This is a genomic window from Mesorhizobium sp. M0960 (genome assembly GCF_040319055.1).
GTDB lineage: Bacteria > Pseudomonadota > Alphaproteobacteria > Rhizobiales > Rhizobiaceae > Mesorhizobium.
This window is the reverse complement of the sequence record NZ_JAMYNN010000001.1, coordinates 172394-197051: the sequence shown is the minus strand read 5'-3', so window position 1 is coordinate 197051 and position 24658 is coordinate 172394. Positions and strand designations below refer to the sequence as shown.

The 24658-nt window shown below is 60.7% G+C and carries 35 protein-coding genes; 10 read left to right on the top strand and 25 right to left on the bottom strand.

Translation table 11 applies throughout. The features are described 5' to 3' along the window. Positions 1-4: 4 nt before the first annotated feature. The 9 genes from NKH63_RS01125 to NKH63_RS01085 form a co-directional block, all read right to left on the bottom strand. On the bottom strand, positions 5-1072 hold the full coding sequence (locus NKH63_RS01125; RefSeq protein WP_352481610.1) for an ABC transporter ATP-binding protein: 1068 nt from the start codon (positions 1070-1072) through the stop codon (positions 5-7). Beyond that, complete coding sequence (locus NKH63_RS01120) at positions 1072-1860, bottom strand: ABC transporter permease (RefSeq protein WP_031194613.1); 789 nt, start codon at positions 1858-1860, stop codon at positions 1072-1074. The genes NKH63_RS01125 and NKH63_RS01120 overlap by 1 nt, the downstream gene beginning before the upstream one ends. Further along, the gene (locus NKH63_RS01115; protein WP_352481611.1) at positions 1860-2729 is read right to left on the bottom strand and encodes an ABC transporter permease; all 870 of its coding nucleotides are present in this window, start codon (positions 2727-2729) and stop codon (positions 1860-1862) included. Before NKH63_RS01115 ends, NKH63_RS01120 begins: the two co-directional genes overlap by 1 nt. Before the next feature lie 66 nt (positions 2730-2795). Further along, a complete protein-coding gene (locus NKH63_RS01110; protein WP_352481612.1) occupies positions 2796-3857 on the bottom strand; it encodes an ABC transporter substrate-binding protein in 1062 nt (353 codons plus the stop codon). Between the two features lie 53 nt (positions 3858-3910). After that, entirely contained in the window at positions 3911-4885 is a 975-nt protein-coding gene (locus tag NKH63_RS01105; protein WP_352481613.1) for a PfkB family carbohydrate kinase, read from the bottom strand. Further along, the gene (locus NKH63_RS01100; protein ID WP_023721296.1) at positions 4882-5922 is read right to left on the bottom strand and encodes an ADP-ribosylglycohydrolase family protein; all 1041 of its coding nucleotides are present in this window, start codon (positions 5920-5922) and stop codon (positions 4882-4884) included. Before NKH63_RS01100 ends, NKH63_RS01105 begins: the two co-directional genes overlap by 4 nt. A 3-nt stretch (positions 5923-5925) precedes the next feature. Beyond that, the gene (locus tag NKH63_RS01095) at positions 5926-6255 is read right to left on the bottom strand and encodes a UTRA domain-containing protein (RefSeq protein WP_352917614.1); all 330 of its coding nucleotides are present in this window, start codon (positions 6253-6255) and stop codon (positions 5926-5928) included. Positions 6256-6284: 29 nt separating this feature from the next. Next, positions 6285-6656, bottom strand: a complete 372-nt coding sequence (locus NKH63_RS01090; protein ID WP_352917613.1) for a GntR family transcriptional regulator — start codon at positions 6654-6656, stop codon at positions 6285-6287. A gap of 161 nt (positions 6657-6817) precedes the next feature. Then, positions 6818-7072 carry a hypothetical protein gene (locus NKH63_RS01085; RefSeq protein ID WP_023721298.1) on the bottom strand — a complete coding sequence of 85 codons (255 nt, stop codon included), beginning with the start codon at positions 7070-7072 and terminating at the stop codon, positions 6818-6820. 274 nt (positions 7073-7346) lie between these two features. Between NKH63_RS01085 and NKH63_RS01080 the strand changes: the two genes are divergently transcribed. Then, complete coding sequence (locus NKH63_RS01080; protein WP_023721299.1) at positions 7347-7679, top strand: hypothetical protein; 333 nt, start codon at positions 7347-7349, stop codon at positions 7677-7679. Positions 7680-7822: 143 nt separating this feature from the next. On the opposite strand, the gene NKH63_RS01075 is transcribed toward NKH63_RS01080, so the two are convergent. From NKH63_RS01075 to NKH63_RS01055, 5 genes are all read right to left on the bottom strand, one after another. Beyond that, on the bottom strand, positions 7823-8524 hold the full coding sequence (locus tag NKH63_RS01075) for a hypothetical protein (protein WP_352589769.1): 702 nt from the start codon (positions 8522-8524) through the stop codon (positions 7823-7825). Positions 8525-9232: 708 nt separating this feature from the next. Continuing rightward, positions 9233-9457 (bottom strand): DUF2934 domain-containing protein, encoded by a 225-nt coding sequence (locus tag NKH63_RS01070; protein ID WP_352481615.1) that lies wholly within the window; start codon positions 9455-9457, stop codon positions 9233-9235. 83 nt (positions 9458-9540) lie between these two features. Next, positions 9541-9798 carry a hypothetical protein gene (locus NKH63_RS01065; RefSeq protein WP_352481616.1) on the bottom strand — a complete coding sequence of 86 codons (258 nt, stop codon included), beginning with the start codon at positions 9796-9798 and terminating at the stop codon, positions 9541-9543. A gap of 77 nt (positions 9799-9875) precedes the next feature. Continuing rightward, positions 9876-10181 carry a DUF1236 domain-containing protein gene (locus NKH63_RS01060; RefSeq protein WP_031195423.1) on the bottom strand — a complete coding sequence of 102 codons (306 nt, stop codon included), beginning with the start codon at positions 10179-10181 and terminating at the stop codon, positions 9876-9878. Between the two features lie 375 nt (positions 10182-10556). Next, complete coding sequence (locus NKH63_RS01055; RefSeq protein WP_352481617.1) at positions 10557-10853, bottom strand: hypothetical protein; 297 nt, start codon at positions 10851-10853, stop codon at positions 10557-10559. 170 nt (positions 10854-11023) lie between these two features. On the opposite strand from NKH63_RS01055, the gene NKH63_RS01050 reads away from it, so the two are divergent. Then, entirely contained in the window at positions 11024-11299 is a 276-nt protein-coding gene (locus NKH63_RS01050) for a hypothetical protein (RefSeq protein WP_023723033.1), read from the top strand. Positions 11300-11362: 63 nt separating this feature from the next. Here the strand turns inward: NKH63_RS01050 and NKH63_RS01045 are convergent, their stop codons facing one another. The 6 genes from NKH63_RS01045 to NKH63_RS01020 form a co-directional block, all read right to left on the bottom strand. Continuing rightward, positions 11363-11662: a hypothetical protein gene (locus NKH63_RS01045; protein WP_352481618.1), complete on the bottom strand. Its 300-nt coding sequence runs from the start codon at positions 11660-11662 to the stop codon at positions 11363-11365. A 171-nt stretch (positions 11663-11833) separates the two neighbouring features. Next, entirely contained in the window at positions 11834-12157 is a 324-nt protein-coding gene (locus NKH63_RS01040) for a hypothetical protein (RefSeq protein ID WP_036245970.1), read from the bottom strand. After that, positions 12157-12360 carry a hypothetical protein gene (locus NKH63_RS01035; RefSeq protein WP_352589760.1) on the bottom strand — a complete coding sequence of 68 codons (204 nt, stop codon included), beginning with the start codon at positions 12358-12360 and terminating at the stop codon, positions 12157-12159. Before NKH63_RS01035 ends, NKH63_RS01040 begins: the two co-directional genes overlap by 1 nt. Next, positions 12345-12614, bottom strand: a complete 270-nt coding sequence (locus NKH63_RS01030; protein ID WP_023723037.1) for a hypothetical protein — start codon at positions 12612-12614, stop codon at positions 12345-12347. Before NKH63_RS01030 ends, NKH63_RS01035 begins: the two co-directional genes overlap by 16 nt. Further along, on the bottom strand, positions 12614-12826 hold the full coding sequence (locus NKH63_RS01025; RefSeq protein ID WP_023723038.1) for a hypothetical protein: 213 nt from the start codon (positions 12824-12826) through the stop codon (positions 12614-12616). The genes NKH63_RS01030 and NKH63_RS01025 overlap by 1 nt, the downstream gene beginning before the upstream one ends. 1 nt (position 12827) lies before the next feature. Next, positions 12828-13619 (bottom strand): N-acetylmuramidase family protein, encoded by a 792-nt coding sequence (locus NKH63_RS01020; protein WP_352917612.1) that lies wholly within the window; start codon positions 13617-13619, stop codon positions 12828-12830. 150 nt (positions 13620-13769) lie between these two features. On the opposite strand from NKH63_RS01020, the gene NKH63_RS01015 reads away from it, so the two are divergent. The 5 genes from NKH63_RS01015 to NKH63_RS00995 all read left to right on the top strand — a co-directional run bounded on the left by NKH63_RS01015 (position 13770) and on the right by NKH63_RS00995 (position 15699). Continuing rightward, positions 13770-13955: a hypothetical protein gene (locus tag NKH63_RS01015; RefSeq protein ID WP_023723040.1), complete on the top strand. Its 186-nt coding sequence runs from the start codon at positions 13770-13772 to the stop codon at positions 13953-13955. 169 nt (positions 13956-14124) lie between these two features. Then, the gene (locus tag NKH63_RS01010; protein ID WP_352917611.1) at positions 14125-14274 is read left to right on the top strand and encodes a hypothetical protein; all 150 of its coding nucleotides are present in this window, start codon (positions 14125-14127) and stop codon (positions 14272-14274) included. Positions 14275-14455: 181 nt separating this feature from the next. Continuing rightward, positions 14456-14623 carry a hypothetical protein gene (locus NKH63_RS01005; RefSeq protein WP_352844564.1) on the top strand — a complete coding sequence of 56 codons (168 nt, stop codon included), beginning with the start codon at positions 14456-14458 and terminating at the stop codon, positions 14621-14623. A 165-nt stretch (positions 14624-14788) separates the two neighbouring features. Further along, entirely contained in the window at positions 14789-14962 is a 174-nt protein-coding gene (locus NKH63_RS01000; protein ID WP_023723043.1) for a hypothetical protein, read from the top strand. A gap of 182 nt (positions 14963-15144) precedes the next feature. Then, a complete protein-coding gene (locus NKH63_RS00995) occupies positions 15145-15699 on the top strand; it encodes an acyltransferase (protein ID WP_352917610.1) in 555 nt (184 codons plus the stop codon). Here NKH63_RS00995 and NKH63_RS00990 read toward each other — a convergent pair. The 4 genes from NKH63_RS00990 to NKH63_RS00975 all read right to left on the bottom strand — a co-directional run bounded on the left by NKH63_RS00990 (position 15682) and on the right by NKH63_RS00975 (position 21423). Continuing rightward, positions 15682-16395 (bottom strand): class I SAM-dependent methyltransferase, encoded by a 714-nt coding sequence (locus NKH63_RS00990; RefSeq protein ID WP_352917609.1) that lies wholly within the window; start codon positions 16393-16395, stop codon positions 15682-15684. The genes NKH63_RS00995 and NKH63_RS00990 overlap by 18 nt on opposite strands. 64 nt (positions 16396-16459) lie before the next feature. Beyond that, positions 16460-19672: an SGNH/GDSL hydrolase family protein gene (locus NKH63_RS00985; protein WP_352917608.1), complete on the bottom strand. Its 3213-nt coding sequence runs from the start codon at positions 19670-19672 to the stop codon at positions 16460-16462. A 160-nt stretch (positions 19673-19832) separates the two neighbouring features. Continuing rightward, positions 19833-20207 (bottom strand): hypothetical protein, encoded by a 375-nt coding sequence (locus tag NKH63_RS00980; protein WP_352917607.1) that lies wholly within the window; start codon positions 20205-20207, stop codon positions 19833-19835. Positions 20208-20577: 370 nt separating this feature from the next. Further along, complete coding sequence (locus tag NKH63_RS00975; protein WP_352917606.1) at positions 20578-21423, bottom strand: S1 family peptidase; 846 nt, start codon at positions 21421-21423, stop codon at positions 20578-20580. Between the two features lie 144 nt (positions 21424-21567). Between NKH63_RS00975 and NKH63_RS00970 the strand changes: the two genes are divergently transcribed. Next, complete coding sequence (locus tag NKH63_RS00970; RefSeq protein ID WP_352917605.1) at positions 21568-22287, top strand: hypothetical protein; 720 nt, start codon at positions 21568-21570, stop codon at positions 22285-22287. Here NKH63_RS00970 and NKH63_RS00965 read toward each other — a convergent pair. Continuing rightward, positions 22272-22865 (bottom strand): SGNH/GDSL hydrolase family protein, encoded by a 594-nt coding sequence (locus NKH63_RS00965; protein ID WP_352917604.1) that lies wholly within the window; start codon positions 22863-22865, stop codon positions 22272-22274. The genes NKH63_RS00970 and NKH63_RS00965 overlap by 16 nt on opposite strands. Positions 22866-23140: 275 nt before the next feature. Here NKH63_RS00965 and NKH63_RS00960 point away from each other — a divergent pair, with 275 nt between their 5' ends. Next, positions 23141-23353 carry a KTSC domain-containing protein gene (locus NKH63_RS00960; RefSeq protein ID WP_352917603.1) on the top strand — a complete coding sequence of 71 codons (213 nt, stop codon included), beginning with the start codon at positions 23141-23143 and terminating at the stop codon, positions 23351-23353. Positions 23354-23464: 111 nt separating this feature from the next. Next, on the top strand, positions 23465-24304 hold the full coding sequence (locus NKH63_RS00955) for an ATP-dependent DNA ligase (protein ID WP_502896285.1): 840 nt from the start codon (positions 23465-23467) through the stop codon (positions 24302-24304). The last annotated feature ends 354 nt before the right edge of the window (positions 24305-24658 follow it).

The window sequence follows — 24658 nt, the reverse complement described above, 5'->3', positions numbered from 1 at the left end:
TCTGCTAGCTCGCGTCGATCAGCACCGTACTCTCCGACGACCAGCGCAGCACCACCTGTTGTCCTTCCGCCAGCTTTTCGATGCCGGTGTTCTGCACGATGACCTTGATTGTCTGGCCATCGCGATCGACAAAATATGTGCTGTTGTTGCCGGCGAAGATACGCTTGGAGACCCGCCCCGTGAGCATGTTGGCATGGGCTCGGTCCGGAACGCCGGCATTGGTGGCGATGCGGATTCGTTCGGGCCGCACGGCGCAGCTCGCCTTCATGCCGGCGACAAGCGTAGCCCCCGCGCCTGCGGCAATCCCCGTTCCGTCAGGCAGCCGGATGCCCGTACCAGTGGCGTTGCCGCGAAGGATGTTGGCGTCGCCCAGGAAGGTGGCGGCAAACTCACTCTTCGGCCGATCGTAGATCTCCTCGGGCGGGCCTTCCTGCACCAGCTTGCCATCGCGCAGAATGCCGATGCGGTCGCTCATCGTCAGCGCTTCTTCTTGGTCGTGGGTGACGAAGATCGTGGTGATGCCGATCTCGCGCTGAATACGCTTCAATTCGATTTGCATGTCCACGCGCAGCGCCTTGTCGAGCGCGCCGAGCGGCTCGTCGAGGAGAAGCACGCGCGGCGTGGTGACGATCGCGCGAGCGAGCGCCACCCGTTGGCGCTGGCCGCCGGAGAGCTGGTGCGGCCGGCGACCACCGAGCGTGCCGAGTTGCACGAGGTCGAGTGCGCGCTGCACCTCGCTGGCAATCACCGCCTTGGGCTCGCCGCGCACCGACAGTCCGAAGGCGACATTGTCGGAGACGCTCATATTGGGAAAGAGCGCGTAGTTCTGGAACACCATGCCGATGCGCCGCTTCTCCACCGGCACCCGCTCAACACTTTCGCCGCCTATGGAGATGCGACCAGAGTCGGGAAAGTCGAAGCCTGCGATCTGGCGCAGCAGCGTGGTCTTGCCGCTGCCGGAGGGACCGAGCAGGGCGTAGAAGCCGCCGTCGGCGAAATCGATCGAGACATCGTCCAGCGCCTTGTGCGCGCCAAAACTGCGCGACACATTCGATACCTGCACGCCCGCCATTATTTCTCTCCGCCGAATTTGAAGAAGCGCGCCGTCAGCAGCATCAGCGCCATCGACACAACAATGATGATCGTCGAGACAGCATTGATCTCGGGCGTGAAACCCTTGCGGATCGCCGCGTAGATTTCGACCGGCAGCGTCGTTTGGCCGGGCGTCGACAGAAAGTAGGAGACGACGAACTGGTCGAAGGACACGGCGAAGGCGAACAGCCCGCCGGCAATGACGCCCGGCATGATCCAGGGCAGCGTGACGCGGTTCGTCACCTGCCATTGATTGGCGCCGAGCGAGCGCGCCGCCTCTTCGAGCTCTGGCGCAAATGTCTGCAGCCGGGCCGAGACGACGACGATGACATAGGGCAGCGCCAACGCCACGTGGCCGAGCAGGATGGCATGCAGCCCGCGGCCGATGCCAACGCCGAAAAAGAAAATCAGCATCGCCGTGCCAGTGATCAGCCACGGTATGGCGATCGGCGGAAACAGCAGCGCCTGCAGGAATTTCTTACCGCGGAAGTCGTAGCGATAGAGCCCTAGCGACGCCGCGGTGCCGAGCGCGGTGCAGATGATGGTAGTGATGACGGCGATCTCGACGCTGTTTCGCGTGGCCGCGATCAGCTGATTGTTCTGCCAGAGCGAGGCATACCATTCCGTCGTCCACTCGAACGGCAGTTGGTAAAAGGGCGAGACGTTGAATGACATCAGCGCCATGATGATGATGGGCAGGTACAGGAAGGCGAGCAGCATCAGAATGTAGACCCGGCCGAGCCATTCCAGGATTCGGGTCGTCGCCACTAAGCGGCCCTCCGCAGCACCGGCGAAGTAACCGCCAGGATGACCAGCACCACAGCCAGCAGGATGAAGGACAGTGCGGCACCCAGCGGCCAGTTGAACACGGCAACGAACTGGTCCTCGATGACAGTGCCGTAGAAGGTGCCGGTGCGGCCGCCGAGGATGCGCGGTTCCATGAACGAGCCAACGACCGGCACGAAGATGAGTACTGCGCCCGCCACTAGCCCCGGCATCGACAGCGGAATGATGACCCGCTTCAGCACCTGCAGCCGCGAGGCGCCGAGCGAGCGCCCAGCCTCGATCAGCGAGTCATCGATGGCCTGCAGGGTCAGATAGCAGGTCAGCACCATGTAAGGCACGTAGGAGTGCACCAGCCCGATGATGACGGCCGGATAGGAATACATGAGATCAATGTTGATCTTGAACGGCAGCACGGCGTTGAGCGCTGTGTCGAGAATGCCCCCTTCACGCAGCACCATCGCCCACGAGAAGATGCGCACCAGCCCGTTCGACCAGAACGGCAGGATGACGAGCAGGAAAATCGCCTCGCGGCTGCGGCCTTTCAGCACCTTGGCCAGCACGTAAGCGGCGGGATAACCGATGACGATGCACCACAGCGTCACCTCGAGGCCGAGGCGCAGCGAGGCCACCAGCAATGTCAGGTAAAGGCTTTGTGAAAAGAAGGCGGCATAGTTTTCGAGCGTGAATGCCCACGGCTTTCCCGATAGCGGCAGATCGGTCATGAAGGAGAAGAAGACCATGGCCGAGAGCGGCAGGAAAATTGCAACCGTCAGCCAGAGATAGGCAGGCGCCAACAGCGGCAAGGCCGATCTCAGCCCGCTGCGCGACGCGGCTGCGATCTGTACTGCCATGACATCTCCTCCCAGGATAGGAAGGATCAGCCGACATTGATGGTCGGCTGATCGCGGCTTCTGCTGTTACTTCACGTCGACCTTGAGCTGCTGCCAGAGCGCCAGATAGGTCTCGCGCTGCGCGTCAGTAATCGGCGCCTGGAACTGGATGCGCTTGGCGACTGCCGGGTCGCCCATCACCTTGCGGTTGAAGGAACCCTCTGGCAGCGCTTCGACCGCCTTGGTGTTGGCCGACACCGGCGCGCCGACCTTGGTAACCCATTCGACATAGAACTTTGGGTCGATCATGTAGTTGATGAAGGCTTGCGCCCCGGCGACGTTCTTGGAACCGACCGGAATGGAAAAGGCGTCAAGCCAGGCGACGGCACCCTCCTGGGGAATGACCAGCGAGACCGGCAGCTTGAAATGCGTCTTGGCGCGGTCGGCCGAGCCGCTCCAATAGGTGCCGATGTCGATCTGGTTGGAGGCAACCATCTGGTTCCAGTCGTTCTCCGAGCTCCAGAACGTCTTGATCTGCGGCATCAGCGAGGTCAGCTTCGCCTTGACCGCCTCCATGTCCTTGACGTCGTTGATGTTCTGGCCGGTAGCGATGGCGCCGAACTGCACGGCCTCGACGGCATCGTCACGGATGGTAACGCGGCCCTTGTGGGCGGGATCCCACATTTCGGCGATGCTGGTCGGCGGCTTGTCGAATGACTTGTCGTTGATGGCGAGCGCCGTCAGCCCCCAAACCCACGGCACCCCATAGACCTTGCCGTCATGGACAAGCATCGATGATCCGGCCTTGTCCTTGCTGATGTCGGCATAGTTCGCCAGCTTGGACGTGTCGATCGGCTGAATGAGCTTTTCCGCCATCGCCTGATCGTTGAAGGCGGCATTGATCATGACGACATCGTAAAGGCCGGGATTGGTCCTGAGCTTGGTCAGCATTTCCTGTTCGGAATTGAAAAAGTCGTTGACGACCTTGTTGCCGGTTGCCTTTTCGAAGGCGGCTATGGCCCAGGGCTCGTCGGCGCCATAGCCCTTCCAGTTGAGTACGTGCACCTCGTCGGCCCTGGCGGCCAGCGTAAGCGCCGAAGCGAAGACAGCGGTTGCCGTCAGAAAAGCAGTCAGTTTGGGCATGCGCATGTTCGTTCCTCTCATTGTTGCCCGGTTGGCGGGCTTGTTATCCCATTAGGCTGTCAGAAATGGGCCTCTTGTTTCCGGCCATGCACGGTCGTCGGTCGATCGTCATGGCTGAGGAATCGCTGGATCTCCTGGTCGTTCGGCGCCATCGACCCGCCATGGCGGGTGACCGAGAGCGCCGCCGCCGCATTGGCGTAACGCGCCGCTTCGAACGGCGACACGCCGTGCGAGAGCGCGCTGACGAAGGCGCCGATATGAGTGTCGCCGGCGCCGTTGGTGTCTACCGCCGCGACCTTGAACCCGGGCACATCTTGGGCGGTGCCGTCGGCCAGCCGCACGAAGCAGCCTTTTGCGCCAGCGCGGACGACCACGCCTGCCGCGTTGGGGCAGTGGCTGGCCAGCAGCCGGGCAGCAATAGCCTCGACATCGCCGGTGCCGGCGATCTCAGCCGCTTCGGCGGCGTTGCAGCTCAGCCAGCTCGTGCGCGCCAGCACCCGGTCGAGAATGGTGCGCGGAATGTCTGAAATGATCGGCGTCGGATCGAAGACCAAAGGAATTTCCGCCGGCAGCACCTCGATCCAGTCGACAAGCGCCTCTCGGCTTCCCGGATAGCTAACCGTATAGCCGGAGGTGAACACCCAGTCGCCCGGTGCGACCGAAATGAGCGCCATCATGTCAAGGCTGAGCAAACTCTCTGCACCAGGCCACGAGACAAAGGTGCGCTCGGCATCGCTCGAGATCATGGCGACGCAATTGCCACTGTCCAGAACCGGCGATGCCCGCGTCAGTGTCTCGATCCCCTCCGTGGCTAAGGCCGCGCGCAGGAAGTCGCCATTGGGTCCGCTGCCGAGCTGGCCGCCGAACACCACCTTCATGCCGGTGCGGCTGGCCGCGACCATCATGTTGAAGCCGCCGCCGGCGACTTGTGCAAAGCTCGATGCGGTCTTCTCCGTGCCCGGTGCCGGCAAGGCATCGATGCGGTAGACATAGTCGACTACCGCGCTGCCGATGTGGACGAGACGCCCGCTCATGCTGCCGCATCCTTGCCGGACCTGCTCTTCGCCGTCCGCAGGGCGACCAAGTCGGCGGCGAGCGCGCGCACCCGCCCAATGTCTAGGCCTTTGATCCGGGCGATGTGTTTTTGTGGCAATCGGGAAAAGCCGGTGCAGGCACCGGCCATGCCGGCCGCGATGGCGCCGATCGTGTCGGTGTCGCCACCGAGATTGGCGCTGATGACTGCCGCTTGCCAGGGATCGCCGCCGGCGACTTCCAGCACCGCGAATGCAGCCGGAACGGACTCCTGACTGGCGACGCCGGTGCCGACCAAATCGGTGATCAGCCGGATCGCGTCGCTCGTCTCCTTGCCGCGTACGAGCTTCTGCGCCCACCCAATGCGCGCGGCGATGTCACCGCCGGTCACCCAATAGCCGAGCGTTGCCCCGTGCCTCGCCCCGGCGATGGCTCTGTCGGAAGCGGCGCGCCAGTCACCGCCAGCGATGCCGCGACTGATGGCGGCAGCGACCGCTGCGGCCGAAGCGATTGCGATTGACGTGTTGTGCGTCGCCCTGCAAGTTTCGGCCACTTTGCCGACCAGTGCGTCAAGCGGCTCTGGCGGCATCATGATGCCGACTGGCGCGATGCGCATGGCTGCACCATTTGTGTCGCCGCTGCGTCCCGCTTCCTCGGCTGGCATACCGTTATTGATGGCGTCGATGGCGCGTTTGGTTGATGGTCCCAGCAGATCGTAGCTGCCGCGCGCCTTGACATCGCGTTCCCAGTCGAGCAGCGCGTTGACCCACCGCGCATGGTCGAACCGGTTACCGGATTCGACCAGGATACGGCCAAGCAGAAGCGCCTGTTCTGTGTCGTCGGTGATCGTCCCGGCCGGGAGTCCCTTCGACACCGGATGGTCGGCGAAAGGAGCAATGAAGTCCTCGACATGACCGTAGAGTTCGGCAATCCGCGCCGGCGACAAAAGCTGCGTCGGCATTCCCAGCGCATCTCCCAGTGCCCCGCCCACAAGCGCTCCCATGGCCCGATCGGTTATGTTCCCGGTGTCGTCCGGCATCACTCAGAACCTCATATGCAGCGCAAAATGCGCCGGGTTGAGCAGGCTGGTCACATATTCGATCGGCCGGTCATCGGCGGCGCGGGTCAAGCGGCAACCGCGCAGGAACGGCGTGCCTTGCGGGCAGCCGAGGATTGCGGCGTCCTCTGGGTTGAGCATTTCGATGCCGACCCATTCCTCGCCATGGTCTGGAATGAGACCGGCGCCGCGGAGCGTCTGGTGGAGCGAGCCTTCGCGCAGACCGCGTAACGGCACGTCCTCCAGTTCGGGTGACAATGGCAGGCGGCTGCGCTCAATGGAGATAGCATGGCCGTCGCTGGCATTGGTGCGCACCCGATCGACAGCGATGAAAAACGGGTTTTCTATACCAAGCAGTGCGGCAAGATCAGGGCCTCGATCACCTCGAGCCGCAGCGTCCGCGTCTCGGCATTTGCGCCGGCGTTGGCGAGCGCCCGCGACCAACCGATTGAGTCATCGACGGGCTTGCCATCGAAGGTGACGAAAGAGCCGATGCCGACCTTGGTGGTGATCAGCCCGCGGCTGGACAGTTCCTCGAGGCCCTTGCGAACGGTGTTGCGGCTGACGGAGAAACGCTGGACGAGCTCGTTCTCGCTTTGCAACCGGTCGCCGAAGCCCAGAACACCGGAGCGGATTTCATGTTCGAGAACCGTGGCGATCTGTTCGGGCTTGCCCGTACCGGGAGACGATGGGACCACGCGGCGGACCATAGGCATACCTGTTCATTGCACCTGTATAGTCCTGTGCAATGTATCTGCAACGCCAGCTCTGTCAACCGACGGCGGAGGGGCCACACAGATAAACCAAGCTGCTTGATGATACCCAGTGGCCGTGAAGGCCATGCGAGGTGCGGCGGGCGAACGGGGTCGCTGGAGATTCACTGTTCGCTGCTGGAAGACCCCTCGGCTGCCCCGTCACCATCGGCAGAATGCGGCAGAATGCCGAAGTCGCGCGACTTGGTCCCATGCGCCGCCGTCAGGAAGCCATCGGCTGTGAGGCCTCGCCTCAAAAGTTCGCGTACCGCAGCCGACCGGCTCGGCATGCGCTTGTCGAAGCGCCAGTTCTCCAATGCCGCCAGTTCATCGACGGTCAGCATGATCTGCAATCGTTCCGGGCGTTCCAGTTCGGACATCTCGGCCTCCAGCCATACCAGGCTAAAATTAGCTGAGTTAGTATGTTCCTAATTCTTTGTAGAGTTAGGTATATTGGCAGAGTACGTCAAGACCTCCAGATGCATGATCCGTGCAGAAGTCCGATGAAGCGGATCAAGCATCAAATGGGCAATCAACAAAATACTCTAACTACTTGGCACAACACGATTTTTGATGATTTTCGCTTGCCAATCGCGGACCCTGGGCGCATGGTAGAACACGAGGGACAAACCGCTCCCGAAAGGAAGGTTTTCCATGCGCTACGGATTTTCGGTTCGCCTGCACGAAGACGTCAGTTCCCGAGTCCGAGCTACATTGCGGTCCGGGATTGCCATCAATCTGACTGCTGTCGCCGAAGCCGCGCGACTGCAGAACCTTGCCGAGAATGTTGCGCGCGAAGACATCGAATGGCTCGTCATGCAAGCAGCCCAGCTCCAAGGCGCAGCTATCGAGTTCGACGGCTTCGCGGAAACCGATCTGGCGGAGTTCGCGTGCCCCGAACCGATGCAAAGCAGTCCCGCGCTGGGTCGGGACGCCTTGGAGGGCGGGGTGACCGTTTCGCCGGATTTTGGCCGTCAAACGCATTGAGGCGCGTGCTCTTGTGAGCCCCCGTCATGCTGCCGCCACGTGCTCGGCAAAAAGCCCGCCATTATGGCGGGCTTTGGACTGATGGAGGTTTGGTGGACGAAGGCCTCTCGGCCGGTCGGACATTTCATTCCGATGTATTCGCCCTAGCGGCGCGCGATCAGCAGGCACAACTGGCGCAAATCGCTGTCATAAGTGCCTTCGCTGCTGAGCACGTCGACGCAGCGCCTCTTCATCCTGGCCAACTTGTCGCTCGACATGTCGGCGACGACCTGGGGTAAGTTGGGATTGCTGGGATTGTTGGGATTGTTGGGATTGGACGGGCTGCCCGGGTTGGACGGATTGCTCGGATTGGTACCACCGCCGATCCCGACACCGGCGCCGACATTGATGCCGCTGCCGATCCCGACCCCCGCGCCGGCCCTGACGCCGCTGCCGACACCTACCCCCGCGCCGGCGGCAATGCCACCGGAACCGCCGATCGTGGCGCCGGCACCGGCGTTGATGCCGCTTCTGCCCCCGACCGACGCGCCGGCGCCCGCGGCAATGCCGCTGGAACCGCCAACCGTTGCGCCGGCGCCGGCGTTGATGCCGCGACTGCCGCCCAGCGACGCACCGAGGCCGGCCTTGATGCCGCCGCTGCCCCCAACCGTTGCGCCGGCACCAGCGTTGATGCCCTGGCGGCCACCAACCGTCGCGCCGAGGCCGGCTTTGATGCCGCCGTTGCCGCCAATGGAAGTGCCAACACCAACGGCAATTCCGTCCGCGGCATTCACGGGCATCGAGAGCATGAAAACAACTGCGCTGCCCGCCACCGCATCGGTGATTGTTTTGATTATGATGGTCATAACACTCTCCTTGCTGTAGTTGCGCTGAACAGCCCGCGACATCGCCGGTTGCATACCTACTAATTTGCAAGAAGATTATCGGTTTCTTTGCCGATCAACTTACTGGCCTCATGGTATCTGTTCACACAACAGCCGAGTGAAGTTTGTAGTGAAATTTTCCGAAAGTTTTACTTCGGGAAGGTCCTCTGCCGGGTGAAGCAATGCGAGCGTCAACTGATGGGCGCCGCGATAGACGAACGTCGCCCCAACGGTCGGTCGCCATGCGATGACAACCGAATGATGGAGATCAACATGCTTACGAAAATCCTGACAGCCTCCATACTTGCAGCCGGTCTGGCGACCGCGGCGATGGCCCAGAATGCCGGCTCGGACAACAATGCGCCTGGCAGTGAGAAGAGCATCGTCGCAAGCCGAATGGCATCGACCCTGGCACGACCAGCAGCACGATGCGCACGACGGGTGCCATGAACTCCAATGCGGATCAAAACTGCCCTGCAACCCCGCAAGGTGCCCAACCCGATGCGTCCAACAAGCCTGCCGGGACGGTTTCCCCGACTGTCAACGACAACAATTGCGGTAAGTAGTAAGCCACGACAATCAGGCTTACCATCGAGGGTGGGCGGCAGCGGGACTGTTTAGGACTGGTCCCGCCTTACGATGGGCCGACCGGACCGCGAGATCCAGCGATGGAATCAAATCCGCTCGAGTTCACGCTTTGCGTGGTCGCGCCTTGGGTTTGGCTCCCTCCTTGGTGGCCGGCTTAGGCTGGCGTGGTTTCGGCTTCGGCCGGCTGGCTGTCTCCTGCGCGGCGGTTTCTGCGTCGATCTCGGCGGTAGCCTGATCCCAATGCTGCTGATGCGCCCCGTCGGGCCTGCCTGCCTGTTCCCAGATCGCGTGTGCCCGCTGGCGAATCCGTTCCTGCCTGTCCGTCACTGTTGCCTCCGTCGGCTCGGTTCATGCGTAAGCAACTTTGTTCTAGCCGAAATTTCGACCCGCGTCTTGAGCGGCAGGCACCGTTATTGAGCCTCTCTGTCACACAGGACAGCAACGCCGAGGAGCGCCGCCTTCTTGATGATCAGCCCTTCAAGATCGGCGTCCGAGCGCTCCGTTCCGGTGCGTTCGCGCAACAGCGCTATCGCCGCCTTCATCGACAGCAGGCCATCGCCTCGTTCAGCAAGCAGTTTGTCGACGGCTGCGGCCACGTTGGTCGGCTCGACATGCGGCAGCATGGGAATGGCTCCTTCCTTATTCCGAGACGACAGCGGCAGCTCCATCCCGATCGCTCGGGATGGAACTCGATTTCATAAGACCGTGACCTTTCCAAATCCGGTTCGCGGTTTGGGAACGCCGGTCACTCGATGACGTGCACGATCCTGCGCGTGCCGGGGTCGACGAGCACGGTGCGACCGTCGACGACGACGTATCTGTATTGCACGTCGGGAACATCGATCGGTTGCAGCTCGACCGTATCGGGCAACGTGGAACCGATATTGAGCTCCACCCCCAGAAGATTGATCGACGCCAACGGGTGCTTGTGGACGTATTCGCGGATGACCGTCTGCTGTTCGGGTGTGACAATCACCTGGTCTGCGGTGGCCACGCCGACGCCGGCGAGCAACACCAATCCCGCCGCAGCAGGAACAAGGTGGATTTTCATCGTCTACTCCTGTTGTTACGGGCCTCGCCTTTACGGTTGCGACGCGGCATTCCGGCCGAAGCGGCGAACCCTCTAGGCAAACGCCCAGGCCACCTTGTTGTTCCGTAAGTGGCGGCTAATCGAATAGCGGTGAAGTGCCCGTGCGTGCGGCGAATGGACTGCGGATGAACTGCGGTGGCCCGCGTCGCAAGACGCGGGCCGATCGGTTTCCCGATCAGCAGCGATACCGGAGGGGGTGATATCGGCTGCGTCTAAAACAACATTTAGGACAAGCTAATGTTCCTAGGCGACTGCAACAAACCTGCCGGCTCGAACGGCGCGGCGTTACCGCCCGTCGCAGCCCCATGGGCAGCCCCTGTGGCAGCAATGAAGCGGCTACTGCTTGGGCGGCTGTGGCGGCACATCGCCGGGCTTGATCACCGGGGTCCTACCCTCATCCGGCGGCGGCGCCGCCATGCCCTGATCGCCCGTTGGCGGCGGGTTCAGCACCCCACCGCATGGCTCGAGCATATCGGACAAATTGTTGCCGGCCGGCTGCTGCTGCTGGCTGTTCTTGTCCGGCGGCTCGACCTTGCAGCGGTCGAATTGCGACTGTTCGCCCGGCTGCGCGGACGCCGGCACCGCCAGCACCAGCGCGCCTAGCATGTACGGCAAGAAAATGAGCGGTCTCATGTCGAGCTCCTTTCGCGCCAGGATCGTCTGACTTGTGAAGCCAGGCAGGCGCGATTGGTTCCGTCGTGCGGCAATGCGCCCGGACCGCAGTGGCCCGGGAACCGGCCGCCAGACTTATGAGTTCAACCACTGAGCCAGTTCAGGGCCGCCGACATTATGGAGAACCAGCGATGGAACCGCGCAGGAAAGAACGAACCGACGACGAGACGGAGAGCCCGACCATCCAGCAACAGGACTGGGATGCCATCCGGAGCGGGAGAATTCTCCCAGACGGCGTGCCGCAAAACGGCGACATCCGTTACGACGTCGAGAAAGACGGCGAACTGCCGGAGGAGGACGACGATAACGCTTACCAGGAAAGCGACGAGGCCTTGCCGGACGATACCGATGAACGCGTTATTTCACGCGATCTCGCACGCGAAGGTGGTCCTTTCGACGAAGAATGAGCCACCGCCTTTCGCACTGCCCTCGCTGTCCGCGTCGGCGGCCGGATGAAAAAGCCCCTGCCTTCAATTCGGGAGGTCGAAAACCGGCTCCTGGCAGCGATAGACCAGACATTGACCGTCACGCGTCTTGATATAAGCGGCGCCCGGCACCTGCGGCCAGTCGCATTCATTGCCGAATCGGCGGACGTATCGGTCGTAGGTGTTCCGTCCGGTGGTGAGCACTACCGAGCGATGCCTCTGGATCAGTAGCTGTGTCTGTTCGCACGTCATCGCGCGGCTGTCCGGCCGGGCGTAGGCCGTCGCGGCAAACAGAAGCGCCCCGGCTGTCAGGACTGCCGCTTGTGTCAGGACTCTGGCAAGCATGACACCATCTCCCGTGAGGCCTAAAGCGTATCTTGGTTTCGCAAGCGCCGGATCGAGCCGCCCTCGCAGAGAAAAGATCGTACAGATTGCCAGGGAAAATGCAAAAGCCCGCCGCACCTTTCGGCGCCGCGGGCTTCAACTGAACGTCACTCTTTTGTCAGCTTGGGCGGCTTACTCCTCCTTCACCGGCCCGAACCGGCGCACGATCACCTCGAAGACGATATCCGAGATCCACATCGCCGAGACGCCGATGAGGAACGCGGCGGCGAGCGTCGTGGTGTCGTCGTCCGGAGAAGGAATGGGCAGGCCGGCGGCGCGGAAATAATGCACGACCGGCAGCGTCAGATAGGCCGCCGCCAGCGCGCCGCAGATCGGCGAGGCCACCATCTCGCGGACCTTGTAGCGGTGACGCGACAAGGCCCGCAAAATGCCGCCGGAAAGGCCGGCGACCAACACCGGCGCCTTGATGCCCAGAACGTCGAGCAGCTCATGCATCATGGCGTCCACCCGCACCATCTGGCACCCTGCCCGTTGAAGGCGTTCATCTCGTCGAGCTCGGGCCGGGTCACGGCGGCGACGACGGCCGCCGATGGCCGGCGCGGCTGGTTGTGGTCGCACCAGACCTGGCGCGGATTGCCGGCCGGCGCGGTTGTCGTGCAGCCGGCGAGCACCAGGCAGAGGATCAGCGCTTTGCCCATTTCCCAGCCTCCGCTCGTGCTGCCGCATCGGTCATGCCGGCGGCCTTGCGCTCTTCTGCGGCGGCCTCGCGGTTCATTTCGAGGCGATCTTCTCCGGCCGCGACTTTTGCCTCGGCCTGTTTGGCCGCTTCTTTCTTCGCCCGGTTGATGCCACCGGCAACATAAAGGCCGATACCGCCGGCCACAGCAGCGAATATCGTCATGACGAGCTTGTTGCCGATGATGGCGCCGAGAATGGCGAGGAGTGCGGCCATCACAAATCCTCCGCGCGGCGGCGGCGCAGGAACTCGGTCAAAACGCCGTTGACCACAAGAAACCAGGGGAACCATTCGCCCGGAATGATCGGCGAAAGAACCTGCGGGTCGACATAGGTGACGATGCTCGCGATGACGCCGATGGCGGCCTGAAGCCGCGCCCAGAATATTGTCTCGCTATCGCAGAAAAAGCTCTTGATCCGGGTCCACATGTCATTTCCTTCCAAACAGTTTGAGGATGGCTGATAGTTTCAGGACGGCGGCGATCAGCGCTGCCCGGAAGCCGGGCTTGGCGACAGGCACAGGAGGCGCAGAGAGCGCGGCGGCCGGCGGTGGAACGGGAATCGATTTTGCGGGCTCTAGCGGAGCTGCAGGCCGAAGGACCACCAGACCGGCAGACGGCCACGGCGTATCCTTGATGCGCGACCATTTGCGATAGGCCTCGGCAAGCCTCGTGTCGTAGGCGTTCTTGCGATAGCCGGCGCCGTTGTAGCCCTTGGCGAATCCCGCCCAGTCGTGATTGCGCAGATTGTCGTCGAGCCGCTTCTCGACGATGAAATCGATCGCCGCGCCGAGCTGCAGCGCCTCGTCCGCCATCATCGCCTCGACCATCGCCTGCACGGTAGGAAAGCCGGCGGCTTTGAAATTCTCGCCGAGAACCTGGCCCAAGCCCCATGAGGCGGATTTGAGCGCCGCGGTTTCGTCGATCGCACAAGCTGCCCTGAGCCGTGGGTAGCTATCCCTTGGATAGGGCTTCTCGCCCCATTTCGGATAGGCGAGGCCGGCGGCTACCGCTTTTGCCCGCTTGGCACCCGACAGGTTGCGGTAGAAGACGTGCGGTTCGAACAGGATGACCGGCCGGCCAACGGCGTCGAAGCCGTGCCCGCTGGTTTCAACATCGAGGAACGCGTGGATCTCGTCCTCGCCGACGCCGATCCGGGCGCCGAGTTTCGGCAAGTCTATGTCATCGAGGCGCCTCGCGGCGCCCTTGAATGAAAGGTCCATGGGCAGTCCTTTCCGCCCTTGTGGGCAGGTTTTGAGGTTGAAAAACGGATGCGTGGCGGCAAAGCAGAATTGGGCGGCAGCGCGTGCCGATGTGGCAAGGAAGGTTGATGTTTTCGACCCGCCGTGTGAAATGGGCGCGGGATGGTGCACATGCCTGATGATGAACAAACCGCTGCGGCGCGCTGGTCGGTGAGGTCCGAGCTCCGTGCCGTCGGTCGCGACAAGCCGCTGCTCGCGGTGCTGGCGGCGATCCTCTGCCTTTATTGTGCGTTTATCGCCGGACCGATCGTCTATGCGGTGCTGGCCATCAACGGCATTGCGGATTTCTTCAAATAGAGCCGGTTTCGGCGATCTCGCGCCGGTCCGACCCGCTGTACCGGCCCCGAAATGGCTCTGGCCTGCATGAAATTGCTTAGCCGGATGAAACTGTTCGCGTATATCGTTCGTACCTGTAGGGGGTGCGGGAGGACACGTGACGATAAGAATCAGGCTTCCAGGCGGGACTTTGAAGATCAAGAAAAGCGACGAGCTGCGGCGTCGCGAGCAGAAGCGCGAGGTGCCGGTTTGGCAGGTCGGCAATTACTTCGTCATCTGGTGGCCGAGCAGCGTGTCCGATCGCCCATCCTCGCCCAAAAAACCCCCGCCCAGGAAATAGCCCAAGCACCCGACGATCTCGACTGGGCGCTGGCGCCTTCGTGCAGGATCAGGAACCGCCCTGCGCGCGCCAAACCTCCAGGACCGCTCGCCAAATCCCAAAAATAGTCAGCGGGCAGGCGTTGACTCTTCCGCGACGGAAGGTCTCTTGTGCTGCATTGCACAATGGGGTGGCGGAATCGATGGCGGTGCGTATCAGGATGCCTGGCGGCACGCTGAAGGTGAAGGTGTATCGCGAATTGCGCGATCGCGAACGCGCCCGCCGCATACCCGTCGTCAGGCTCGGCCGGGTTTATTTCACATGGTGGTCGAACCGCCAGCGCCTGATTGACGATCGGTCGCCAGGATGAAGCTCCTTTCGTCCGGGCATGCGCCTGCCCGCCCGGCGCCGCGAAGCCTCCGCGAGCCAGCTCGCAAAATAAGTTGATGATGCTGCTGTTGACTCTTCCGTAACGGAAGGTCTCTACTTACCGCATTGCACACAATTGCTGCGTTGCACAACGGGAGTTGGACCGATGGCAGTGCGTATCAGGCTGCCGGGCGGCACTCTGAAGATGAAGACCTATCGTGAGTTGCGAGCCCGGGAACGCGACCGCCGCGTTCCCGTGATGAAGATGGGCTCGCTGTATTTTGTCTGGTGGTCGAAAGGCCAGGAGCCTCACGAGAAGCCGCAGGACAGCAGGCGGTAGCCGCTGGGTTCGGTCGGCGAAGTCTCGGTTACAGCGAAGATCTTGCCTTGCGAACTCGCTGCGTTCCCGCTGTGCTGGATGCTTGGCACTCTTCGCTTAACAGGCCCATTGGTTGACAGCAGGATCGAGATAATCCAGACCGGTCGCACATCGCTATCTCTCGTTTCGGGCAAAACTGATAAATGCCGTTCGTGCCACCGTTCCTGCAGCGCTTAGCCGGCATCAAGGCCGGTGCCGGCACGAAGATGAACCTGCGCAGCGTACACACCGCTCGGCGCGGCCGTCACTCCATCGGCGAACGTTGCATCTTAAGCTCGTATTTTTCGTTCGACCGGCCTGACGCGCAGATCGTTATCGGAAACGGAACCTACATCGGCAAGAGCCATCTTGTGGCAGCAGACCGCATCGAGATCGGGAATGACGTGATCATAAGTTGGGGGACAACAATTGTTGACCACAACTCCCATGCGACAGCATGGCAAAATCGGACGACTGACGTCGCTGACTGGCATCAGGGCAAGAAGGACTGGACGAATATCACAATGGCGCCGGTGAAAATCGAAGACAACGTCTTCATCGGCTTCAATGTTATCATCCTAAAAGGTGTGACGATCGGCAGAGGAGCTGTCGTCGGCGCGGGGTCTGTCGTAACCAAAGACGTGGCCCCCTTAACTATGGTCGGGGGCAATCCAGCAAAACCTATTGGCGCGAAAATTCCATCAGCTGGTCGAGCATAGTGCTCCAGCCATGTAGGCCATGCTGCGCATCGCGGTTTTGGGCGCGACTTTCAACAACCCCGTTCGGATTTGGTACTTTAGCCAACCTTTTGAGCGGCCAGCCAAATACTGCTCATAGGGCAGGCTTTGGCCAAAAGCCTTTAGCCGTTCGACCTTTAGCCCGGATGTTTTGAGAAGGTTTTCAAATGTCTGGGTCGTGTAGAAGTTGATATGCCCATACGGCCCCGACATCCGAATGGCTTTGCTGAGATCTCGGGTATGTTCCAAAGGCACTTCGATATAGAGCTTCTTGCAAACCCGAGCCGCCTCCCTCAGAAACATCCGTTCGTGCTCGACATGCTCGACCACGTGGATTGCCAATCCTAGGTCGAACGACTTGTCGGGATGCGGGATGTGATACCCGTCAAAATGCAAGACGCTTTCGAGATTGGGAATTTTCCGCGAGTTGATCGCCTCGATACCCGAGGAAGAAATCTCGACCGCCGCCAGGGTCTTTCCGAACCCACGCTTGTTGAGCTTGTCTAGCACGGCGCCTTCGCCGCCGCCGATATCGAGTATCGTGTCGAAGATTTCGCCTTGGACAAATTCCTTGACGTGGTCGACTGACTGAACAGAAGCAATCTCGCGTTTCGCGTGCACCTTGTCGCCGGCATAGTAGTCATCATATATCGCAATAATGCTGTCGGCGTTGGCCATGGCACTGGGCTCCCCTTCGGGGAAACCCTGCCATAACCCACCAACCACGTCCAGCGTCGACTAGTTATCCCCTTTCCGCGATGTGTTCGATGAAGCGCTGCGCGTTGCCGTCATGGCCGGCATCGTTGAAATGCAAACCCTCTTGATAGTTGCCCGAGCTAATATAGTCGAACCCGTCAATCGGGATGCTCAGCACATTGCGGGACCTATAGGCCTGACGGATTGCGCCGAGGGCGGCATCGTAGGTACGGCCTGACGTGTAGCTTGCATCCCATGCCGCCGACGGCCGCGTGGGCGGCATCACGATGATGCGCGGAGCCAAGGCCGCTTCCAGCGTGTTGAAGATCGTCGTGATGGTGGACGAAATGGACGATGGCGGAGTGCCAAAGCTATCGTTGATGCCGAGCGCCAGAACCGGCACGATCTTGCCACCGGCATAACCACATTGAACAATGGCAGAGGTAAGACGCGCGGTACTGTAGGACGAGAAGGTATAGCTCCCATGTGCCGCGCGCAGCGTGCGCAGACGTGCGCGCGAACCAGCTGCCTTGATGCCAAGCCGGATAAGCCCGGTGATCTCGACCGGCCCGCCAACCGCTGTAAGGGTGTAATTGCCACTCGCGGCCTGCCCGGTAAGCGACGGTCCAGAAAACTGGTCAAGCACCAGAGCCCCAGCAGCATTGACCGTCTTGTAGGCCGCGCCACCGTTAAAGGCGAAGGCAAGCGAGCCCTGACCGGCGTCCTGAGTATAGTGCACGTCGACCTGTTCATAGGCGCCGGTGAACGTGAGAGACGCGCCGGCCGCCAAGATGATGCTTTCGCCGATCGGCCCGCGCGTTCCGGTCGAGACGGTTCCAGCAGCCGTGACGCCATAGAAAGCCGGCGTATAGCTGGACGAGGGCCGCAAAGCGGTCATGCCCGGCTCGTCGGCCGCGATGCCGATGTTGGCGAAACTAGTGACATGGTTGAACCAGTGCTTCGGCCCATCGCTGGCAAGCGCCCAAAGACCGATGCTATCCGCGATCAGACAAAGCACGTCATTGTTGGCGATGTGTTCCGCCATCTTCGCGCGAAAGCCATCGTACAGATTCTGCAGCGACGGCCGACTTGGGATGAAGAACCGGCGTCCGCCGACAGATGGCTTTCCGGGTCCCCAAAATCCATCGCCGGTCGCGGGCATTGCAGTCAGCGCGAAACTGCCGGGATCGACATAGGGTTGCGGATGCTGCGCCCCGGCGGCCGCAAAAATTGCGGTGGCGTCAAAGACGCCGGTGTGATCGGCATCCTTCAACAAACCGATGCCGGCGGCCGCCGCCCCATTGGTCGTTGGCGGATTTAAGGCGCGCGAGACATCGGCGATGATGCCGGTCTTGATCGTGAATGAAACCTCGAAACGGTGCGCCCCTTGCTCGATGACGGCTGCGCCATTCGACAGTGCTCCGGATTTCACCCATGCTCGAATGCCGAGCGGATTGCTGTTCGCCTGATATTTGTAGCCGCCACCACTGATCGCCAGATATTGCCCGACCGCAATCGGAATGCCGAGCGGCAGTTTGCCAACGCCGTTCAACAAGTCGACGGGCGTGGTGCTAATCACATTGACGGTGGGGCCAGCCGCAATATCGACAACGTGGATCTTGGCAGCGCCATTGGCTGCGGCTCCGACATTAACTTCAGTAATGTAGCCACTGATTGAAGACGGGGTTTCAGGGATGACGCTGTAGTTAGCCGGTGTATCCGTGCCCGTGTTGACCAGCGTTGGCCATCCGATCGTCTGCGTGGTGCCGATCGCCTGATTAATGCCGGCAAGCGCCGCCGCAGCCGCGCGTGCTTTGCCGGCTACTTCGCCGCTAAAGGTTGCCTTCCATTGTGGACCATTTATCGCGCTTATGGTCTTGGCCATGTGCGACCCAGGAATTGCCCCTGTGAACCACTCGACTTCGCCGTTCGGAATTGCCCCGGCAGTGTAGTACCAGCTGCCAGCGCCAGTGCGCTGGACGCCCATGACACTGCCGGCAGGCTTCAGGATCGCGAGCCCCGAAACAACTGACGACGGGCCGGCTGGAGCGGATATCGTCTGCTCGGAAACCAGGCTGAGCGTCCCGTCGGCCTCGACGTGGGCGAAGACGATATGTGCTGTCCCCGGCACGGCGCCAAATCCAAGTTCCAACGTCGACAGATATTCATCGACAGCCGACAGCGACCCTGGCCAGAAAAAGGCGTTGTCGTTGGCAATCACCGTGCCGCCGACAGAACCAGTGATGGGGACTGGCCCCACAGTCCGTGAGCTGATTAGGGCAATTTCCGCCGGTAACGCGCGAATGCCGGTATCGACGGCAATCGGGCCTGCCCCGACGCTGTGCAGCCCTACAATGCCGGCGCTGACCTCCGTCCAGAAATACTCGCCGACATCGACATTCCTGCCCATTACCGCCACCGCCGCGGCGCCGGCCAGCCCCGCCGACGCCCCGAAGCTGAACGTCGGCGCCACCGTGTAGGAGCCCGGCGCCGTGATCAGTATCTGCGTCAGCGCCCCGCCCGCCACCACGAAGCGGCCGGCCGCGCCCGAACCTGTGCCGCCGGCAAACGCCAGGTCGAACGTGCCATTGGCGCCGCCCGAGCCCGCCGTGATTGCGCCATTGCCGACGACGCCGAAGCCGATTGCCGCCGCAGTCGTCGGGAAAATGCCCTTGCCGTAGAGCGAAGCGTCGCGTGCGGCCTGGGCGCTGATGACTGCGGCCGCCGCGGCGACTGCATCGGAATTGGTGGCAGCCCGGTCGGCCGTGGTTTGGCTGGCATTCGCGGCGGAAGCGGCTGCGCTGGCCGATGCCTGGCCGGCGCTGGTTTCCGCAGCATCCTTCAAGGCCTGGGTTTCATCGCGCAGCGCCTCGACCTCTTCGACCACGTCGGCGATGTCGGGCGGAACGGATGCGGCGATGGTGATGGCATCGGCGCCGACGGCCGGCTCGTCGGCCGTGAATTCGAACACGCGGTCGGCATTGACCGACCCGATCTGGGTGTGAACGGTCGTGCCCTTCTGCAGGGTGCGCGTCGTGCGGGCGTCGGCGGCACGGAACCATTCGCCTGCGCTCGCCGTGTAGATGCCGTTCTGCGTCGGGTCGGCCTGGTCCTTGACCAGCACGCGGTCGCCGATTTCGGCCGGCACGCCGTCGATGGCCTGCAGGCCGTGCAGGAGGATGTCGGCCGTGGTTGCGAGGCGCACGGGTTCGCGTTCGCCGGTCAGGAGACGAACGGCGGCAGTTGCAGGTCGGGACATGAGGGCTTGCTCCATAAAAAAAGCCCCGCATGAGCGAGGCTGGAAGGGGGTTCGGTGCTGGCGGTGGGAAATCTAAGCTGAGCGGCCGGACACCGCGTTATCCGGCGCGGCCGGTGTATTCACTGACAATTTTGCGGACAACGAGCAACGCGGTCCAGGGCTATAGCAATCCGCCAACAAGCCTTCTTGTGCCGCCCATGGCCGCCAGCCCGCAGGCCATGCCGGCGCAGTCGGCGACCCAGTCGAGGATATCCATATCGCGCGCGATCAGCTGCGCGCCCTGAAGCAGCTCGATCGCCGCGCCGGTAATGGCAAGGAGCACGACCAGCCTCGTCTTGTGTTCCGGCCAGCCGAGGCTTCCGAGCGCCGCCAGCACCGCGAACGCCGCGGCGTGGTTGAGCTTGTCATGGTGGAAGGTGAAGCCCATGTCCAACTCCTGCAGGAACCGCACCGGCGAAAGCGCGAGCAGGAGAACAGCGGCCAAGGTAAGCAGAAAAGCGATCCTTGCCATGGTCGCAAAAGAGTCTGTACGCAACAGGTCAATCCTTCATCTGAAACAGGAGGCGATCCAGAAGGCACCGCCAATTGGGACCGCTCTGCGGTCAGCAGGCGATAAGCCAGCATCGTGACCACAATCAGACCGCCTATCGCGGCGCGCTCTTTTCGCGCTGCGGTCCTTGGCGCGAACCGGAGAAATTCGGTTCGCAGCTTGTGTAGCAGCCGAGGCCATGTCGGCCAGCACGTGTATCATGGTCTCCGATAGGACTTTGGAAGAGTCGTACAAAAGGGGAAAAGTGCCGTAGTGTCGGCGGTAGTTTTTGCAGCCTTATTTGGCATTCTGCTGTTGGTCCTAGCCCTTCAATCGTTGAAAGCTCCGGTTAGACGGTTTATTCAACGCGTCAGTGTCACTTTATTATTACTAGCCCTTTCCTTTGTGCCTCTCCTACCCAAGCGTCGAAGACCAAACACTCTATTGACGGAATTGCTAGTCCTAGATGCATCATTGACGAGATCGAAAACGTTTTGACTTTGCTGAGCTGGACTTCTCCGTCCAGGTCAATCGTGGGACCCTCAAAGAGCACACCAACAAAGTAGAACTTCGTCTTGAGGTGATAATCTGAGGAGCCGCGCTCGAATCCCCCATTCGGATCATAGACGAATATCGGTGACCCTGACGAACCTGGAAAGCAGGCGATATCCACCATGAACTCGTTACGCCCCTGAAATGGTTTTGTGATGTCACTGGCCATGTAGCCGCTCCGCGCGATCGGTAGGTTGTTGGCGTGATCAAACAGACCGTTCGGGCAACCGATCATTGTTATCCGTTCGATGGCATCCAGTTTGCTGACCTGTTCGTAAGTAGGGATGAGTCTCTTGTCGATGGGATAGTAAAACGGTGCCTTTCCTGTCCGGCCAGCCCACTCCAACCCCTCACCAATCAAAATAGCGCAAAGATCAACGGCAGGGTCCGGATGCTTAATGACAACTTCGTCCCGAAATTGAATACGCCCGGAAACAATTTCCCCGGACGGACCTGAATGGGCTTCATTTGCCAAATTGAACGCAATGCCTATACGATCCGCTCCCTCAATTACATGTTTGTTTGTGATAAGCATGGGGATTTCCTTCTGGGGATCGTCCAGTATTACCCTGTAGAAAAAGCCGGTCCCCGTTCCGATAAGCTTACCTCCGTCGTACGCTGTAACCCTCGTAGCGCAATAAAACATCTGCTCTGTGAGTGACATCGGCATGAACGTTTCCTCCCATTCGTTGAGAGTACGATGTCACGCTTTGTCGAATATCACTAGCTAGGAGACCACGGCGTGCGTACCTTTCAAACGATCATGATCTTGTGGTAGGCACCAACAACACAAAAGTCTGAACGGGACTTCACGATGCGCAGCTTGATTAAGAGAATCACGCCTCTCAGGCGATTGTACTATCGATCGCTGATCGCCAAGGGCATCGGCGGCCAATCCGACGAAGGCTCCATTCTTTTGAGGCTTGCTGAGGCGACGGGAGCCCCCAAGAACTTCATTGAATTTGGCTTTCACCCAATCCAATTCAACTGCGCTGAGCTGGTCGGCTCGTTCAAGGGCTTTCTCATTGACGGCAACAGCCAGCAGGTGGCCGACGCGCGGGCACTGCTCCCTTCCGACATTCGCATTGAAGAACGTTTCCTTGATTTGAACAACCTGGACTTCATACGGAAAGCGTTCCCGAAGATCGGGATCCTGTCCATCGACGTCGACGGCAACGACTACTGGTTCCTCGAGAAGCTACTGGACACCCAGCCGTCGGTGATCTCGATCGAGTACAACCCGAGCTTCCTGCATCACTCGGTTTCCGTTGTTTACGATCCAGCGTTCGATCGCCACAAGAAGCATCCTTGGTATCACGGCGCCTCCCTGTCGGCGATGTCGAAGCTATGCGCCTCCCACGGATACGGCCTAGCTGCGGTGTCCGATGGCGGGGTCAATGCGTTTTTCACCAAGACCGGAACGCTGGACCCGAAGACTGCATGGAAGCCATCAAAACTTAGGGAAAAATGGTCTGGCACCACGGCGGAACAGCAGTGGGAGACCATCAAACACATGCCCTATGTTGAGATTTGATACCGGCGTATCTCTTCAATGCACTCATACAAGAACGGCTTCCAGTGCTGATAGCCAAGCTCTGAAATGTGGACTCCGTCAGAAAAGCCGGATGAAACCGGCAGCGCGGCCTTTGCCAATGAGGCCCTGAACTTGGCATCCATATCGAAGACCAGTGCCCGCTCGCGAACCGCACGAATTTCGATATTCTGACGCTGGAACAGCTCTCTGTTAAAACGGCCGACCTGAGACCCTTCCGTATCGGGCTCGGTTATGGTGAGTATTGCTAGTGGGCGATCCAAACAGGAGCGGATCAAGGCATCCAACATCGACCTGAAGTATATCGTTCTGGAATCTAGATCGTTCCCTTCGCTCAATTCCGCATCGTTGATACCCACTCCCACGACAAACCCACCGACCTTATCCCATAGGTCGTTAGACTTGATCCGGGAGACGATCGCCTGGACGTCGGCGATTCGAGACCTGCCGACCGCACCCATTATAACATCAGGGCTGCCGCTTTGGCCCCGAGATTCGGCGACTAAGCTATCGCCCAACAACAGTATGGAAGGCCTCGGTGAGTTAATCAGCTGAGCCATCAACTCAGCTTCCCTATCCGTCCGCGACCGCCCCAACGCAACCCTGGCCATGCCAATGACCGGCTTGAAAAAATGATGCATATTTTACCCCAAGCACTACCCATCAATACATCTGCCACACCTCAACGATCTGGTCTAGATAGACTACGCTAATTGAGTCACCGCCAACCAACCATTCAGGTCAGATTTAACTGAGGTGCGCCGAAGACTTAGCGAGCAGCTTCTAGGGAACGCGACTGCCGCCCTGATCATTGATAGCTTTTGGTCGAGCGGTTATGCCATCCACGTCGATACGCAGAACGGAATACGATCCGAAGAATAGAATCCTTTCGGTTTGGTTCGTAGCCAGTGGCAAACGGTACGAGTTTGAGGGCGTGCCGCCGGAGACCTATGCTGCGTTCAAAGCGGCCTTCGCCAAGGGCCGCTACTTTAACGATCACATTCGTAACCACTTCCGCTACCGGCTTGTCGCTACCGACGACGGGTGACTACCTTTGACGATCATCCCCCGTTCGAGGGATGCGTTACGAGATACCAAGACCTAGACCCTAGTCGTGATAAAGGGACCGACTGCCGGAGGTCTAGAGTTCATCCCTCCGATGATGCCTACTCTGGTAGCGAAGCCGCCCCAGGGCGTCGGATGGAGTCACGAGGTCAAGTTCGACGGCTACCGCTCCCAGATCATCATCGACGCCGGCCGCGCGCGAATCTTCACCCGGCATGGCCTAGACTGGACATCGAAATACCGCGACCTGGCTGCGGCAGCCAAAGAGATGGACGTCCAGAGCGCCATCATCGACGGTGAAATCATCGTCCTCAATGACAAAGGCCTGTCGGACTTTGCCGAGTTGCGCAAGGCGATCACCCGGCGCCAGCACGATCTCTATTTCGTCGCCTTCGATCTGCTGCACCTCAACGGCCATGATTTACGCGACATGGCGCTGGAGGAGCGACGCGAAATCCTCGCCGGCGTGATAGAGGCCGGTGGCCGTATTCAATTCAGCGAGGCGCTGCCAGGCGAGGCAAACGCGATCTATCATTTGGTAGACAAGGCCGGCCTAGAGGGCATGGTGTCTAAGCGAATAGAGAGCAAGTATGTCAGCGGCCCCACCAACAACTGGCTGAAAACCAAGTGCTACACAACTGGCGAATACGAATTGCTCGGCGTTGAACGCGAGCGCGGCAAACCGGCTTTCGCCCTGATGGCCGAGCCCGGCACGCGCAAATATGTCGGCAGCGCTTTCGTCAGCGTCAATCGTGAAATGCGCGAGCGGCTGTGGAAGCGGGTCCAGGAACATGCCGGCCCACCGCCAAAGAACATGCCAAAGCGGCCGGCAACGCAATGGGTGAAGCCGGGGATCAAAGCCCGCGTCAAACATCTCAGGGGCGAGGAAGACCTTCGGCACGCTTCGCTGCAGGATTTCTGGGTCGATGAGTGATCCAAGCTTGCCGCGTCAATCTGGCAAGTTCGAGGAGCGGCGATTGGCCGGCCAATACCTTACCACTCCTGTCGAGCCGCGCGTCGACACGTGAGGCCTATCTAATTGCAAGCGGCCTGATATGATGTTCTTCGTAATCTTGAGAGGGGGGACTCATGAAGATTTCGGTAAACCTGCTTGTCAGCGGAATACTACTCAGCACCGTTCTAGTTTTCGGGCGACCAGCCTTTGCAGAGGACATCCAAATCTGTGGACAGCTAGGGGCAAATGGCACCTTCTTGCAATGTCGTTGGACCACTGGGGCTGGCGTGTGCGTCTTCCCTTGGACAAGAATTGGGGATGGCGGAGGGAGTA

What these genes read in the sequence shown, in the direction of transcription:
- NKH63_RS01125 (WP_352481610.1), bottom strand. Translation starts at nt 1,072, where the DNA reads ATGGCGGGCGTGCAGGTATCGAATGTGTCGCGCAGTTTTGGCGCGCAC.
- NKH63_RS01115 (WP_352481611.1), bottom strand. Translation starts at nt 2,729, where the DNA reads ATGGCAGTACAGATCGCAGCCGCGTCGCGCAGCGGGCTGAGATCGGCC.
- NKH63_RS01110 (WP_352481612.1), bottom strand. Translation starts at nt 3,857, where the DNA reads ATGCGCATGCCCAAACTGACTGCTTTTCTGACGGCAACCGCTGTCTTC.
- NKH63_RS01105 (WP_352481613.1), bottom strand. Translation starts at nt 4,885, where the DNA reads ATGAGCGGGCGTCTCGTCCACATCGGCAGCGCGGTAGTCGACTATGTC.
- NKH63_RS01100 (WP_023721296.1), bottom strand. Translation starts at nt 5,922, where the DNA reads ATGCCGGACGACACCGGGAACATAACCGATCGGGCCATGGGAGCGCTT.
- NKH63_RS01090 (WP_352917613.1), bottom strand. Translation starts at nt 6,656, where the DNA reads ATGCCTATGGTCCGCCGCGTGGTCCCATCGTCTCCCGGTACGGGCAAG.
- NKH63_RS01085 (WP_023721298.1), bottom strand. Translation starts at nt 7,072, where the DNA reads ATGTCCGAACTGGAACGCCCGGAACGATTGCAGATCATGCTGACCGTC.
- NKH63_RS01080 (WP_023721299.1), top strand. Translation starts at nt 7,347, where the DNA reads ATGCGCTACGGATTTTCGGTTCGCCTGCACGAAGACGTCAGTTCCCGA.
- NKH63_RS01075 (WP_352589769.1), bottom strand. Translation starts at nt 8,524, where the DNA reads ATGACCATCATAATCAAAACAATCACCGATGCGGTGGCGGGCAGCGCA.
- NKH63_RS01065 (WP_352481616.1), bottom strand. Translation starts at nt 9,798, where the DNA reads ATGGAGCTGCCGCTGTCGTCTCGGAATAAGGAAGGAGCCATTCCCATG.
- NKH63_RS01060 (WP_031195423.1), bottom strand. Translation starts at nt 10,181, where the DNA reads ATGAAAATCCACCTTGTTCCTGCTGCGGCGGGATTGGTGTTGCTCGCC.
- NKH63_RS01055 (WP_352481617.1), bottom strand. Translation starts at nt 10,853, where the DNA reads ATGAGACCGCTCATTTTCTTGCCGTACATGCTAGGCGCGCTGGTGCTG.
- NKH63_RS01050 (WP_023723033.1), top strand. Translation starts at nt 11,024, where the DNA reads ATGGAACCGCGCAGGAAAGAACGAACCGACGACGAGACGGAGAGCCCG.
- NKH63_RS01045 (WP_352481618.1), bottom strand. Translation starts at nt 11,662, where the DNA reads ATGCTTGCCAGAGTCCTGACACAAGCGGCAGTCCTGACAGCCGGGGCG.
- NKH63_RS01040 (WP_036245970.1), bottom strand. Translation starts at nt 12,157, where the DNA reads ATGCATGAGCTGCTCGACGTTCTGGGCATCAAGGCGCCGGTGTTGGTC.
- NKH63_RS01035 (WP_352589760.1), bottom strand. Translation starts at nt 12,360, where the DNA reads ATGGGCAAAGCGCTGATCCTCTGCCTGGTGCTCGCCGGCTGCACGACA.
- NKH63_RS01030 (WP_023723037.1), bottom strand. Translation starts at nt 12,614, where the DNA reads ATGGCCGCACTCCTCGCCATTCTCGGCGCCATCATCGGCAACAAGCTC.
- NKH63_RS01025 (WP_023723038.1), bottom strand. Translation starts at nt 12,826, where the DNA reads ATGTGGACCCGGATCAAGAGCTTTTTCTGCGATAGCGAGACAATATTC.
- NKH63_RS01020 (WP_352917612.1), bottom strand. Translation starts at nt 13,619, where the DNA reads ATGGACCTTTCATTCAAGGGCGCCGCGAGGCGCCTCGATGACATAGAC.
- NKH63_RS01015 (WP_023723040.1), top strand. Translation starts at nt 13,770, where the DNA reads ATGCCTGATGATGAACAAACCGCTGCGGCGCGCTGGTCGGTGAGGTCC.
- NKH63_RS01005 (WP_352844564.1), top strand. Translation starts at nt 14,456, where the DNA reads ATGGCGGTGCGTATCAGGATGCCTGGCGGCACGCTGAAGGTGAAGGTG.
- NKH63_RS01000 (WP_023723043.1), top strand. Translation starts at nt 14,789, where the DNA reads ATGGCAGTGCGTATCAGGCTGCCGGGCGGCACTCTGAAGATGAAGACC.
- NKH63_RS00995 (WP_352917610.1), top strand. Translation starts at nt 15,145, where the DNA reads ATGCCGTTCGTGCCACCGTTCCTGCAGCGCTTAGCCGGCATCAAGGCC.
- NKH63_RS00990 (WP_352917609.1), bottom strand. Translation starts at nt 16,395, where the DNA reads ATGGCCAACGCCGACAGCATTATTGCGATATATGATGACTACTATGCC.
- NKH63_RS00985 (WP_352917608.1), bottom strand. Translation starts at nt 19,672, where the DNA reads ATGTCCCGACCTGCAACTGCCGCCGTTCGTCTCCTGACCGGCGAACGC.
- NKH63_RS00975 (WP_352917606.1), bottom strand. Translation starts at nt 21,423, where the DNA reads ATGCCGATGTCACTCACAGAGCAGATGTTTTATTGCGCTACGAGGGTT.
- NKH63_RS00970 (WP_352917605.1), top strand. Translation starts at nt 21,568, where the DNA reads ATGCGCAGCTTGATTAAGAGAATCACGCCTCTCAGGCGATTGTACTAT.
- NKH63_RS00965 (WP_352917604.1), bottom strand. Translation starts at nt 22,865, where the DNA reads ATGGCTCAGCTGATTAACTCACCGAGGCCTTCCATACTGTTGTTGGGC.
- NKH63_RS00960 (WP_352917603.1), top strand. Translation starts at nt 23,141, where the DNA reads ATGCCATCCACGTCGATACGCAGAACGGAATACGATCCGAAGAATAGA.
- NKH63_RS00955 (WP_502896285.1), top strand. Translation starts at nt 23,465, where the DNA reads ATGATGCCTACTCTGGTAGCGAAGCCGCCCCAGGGCGTCGGATGGAGT.